This window comes from Deinococcus pimensis DSM 21231, from assembly GCF_000519345.1.
GTDB lineage: Bacteria > Deinococcota > Deinococci > Deinococcales > Deinococcaceae > Deinococcus_A > Deinococcus_A pimensis.
Map to the genome: position 1 here is coordinate 4,088 of NZ_KI912652.1, position 490 is coordinate 4,577.

Sequence of the window (490 nt, forward strand, 5' to 3'; positions counted from 1 at the left end):
CTCGCGACGGCCGTGCCGTGCCCGTAGCCGCGACCGCCGGGTCCCTCCTCCTGCGGGACGGCGTCATTCGCGGAGAAGTCCCACCATTCGCCCGCGGGCGCGAGCGCGCCCTGGAAGGCCGGGTGGTTCAGGTCGACGCCCGTGTCGATCACGGCGACCTTCACGCCGCTCCCGAGGCGGGGCGCGAGCGTCTGCGCGGTCGAGAGGCCCGCGAAGCGCAGCACCGCCGTGTTCTCCGGGACGGGCTGGAAGGTGCCGTCCGCCCAGAGGGTGCGGGTGCCGCCCGCCCAGGCCCTCAGCGAGGAGAAGACCGGATCGCCGTCCGCCCAGAGGGTGCGCGTGCCGTGCATGGTCGCCGTGGCCCCGGTGAACTGCCCCGCGTTCGGCTCGAAGCCGGCCGCGCTCAGGGCGCTCACGCCGCCCGTGGAGGCGCGCGCGCCGACGATGGCGTACCCCTCGTCCGGCTCGAACTCCAGCACCGACGCGTGAT

The 490-nt window shown here is 75.3% G+C and carries 1 protein-coding gene; it reads right to left on the reverse strand.

Annotation, left to right across the window (positions count from 1 at the left end; all coding sequences use genetic code 11):
- Positions 1-490 (reverse strand): S8 family serine peptidase (locus DEIPI_RS39940; protein ID WP_211238300.1); only part of this gene is annotated, 490 nt, incomplete at both ends.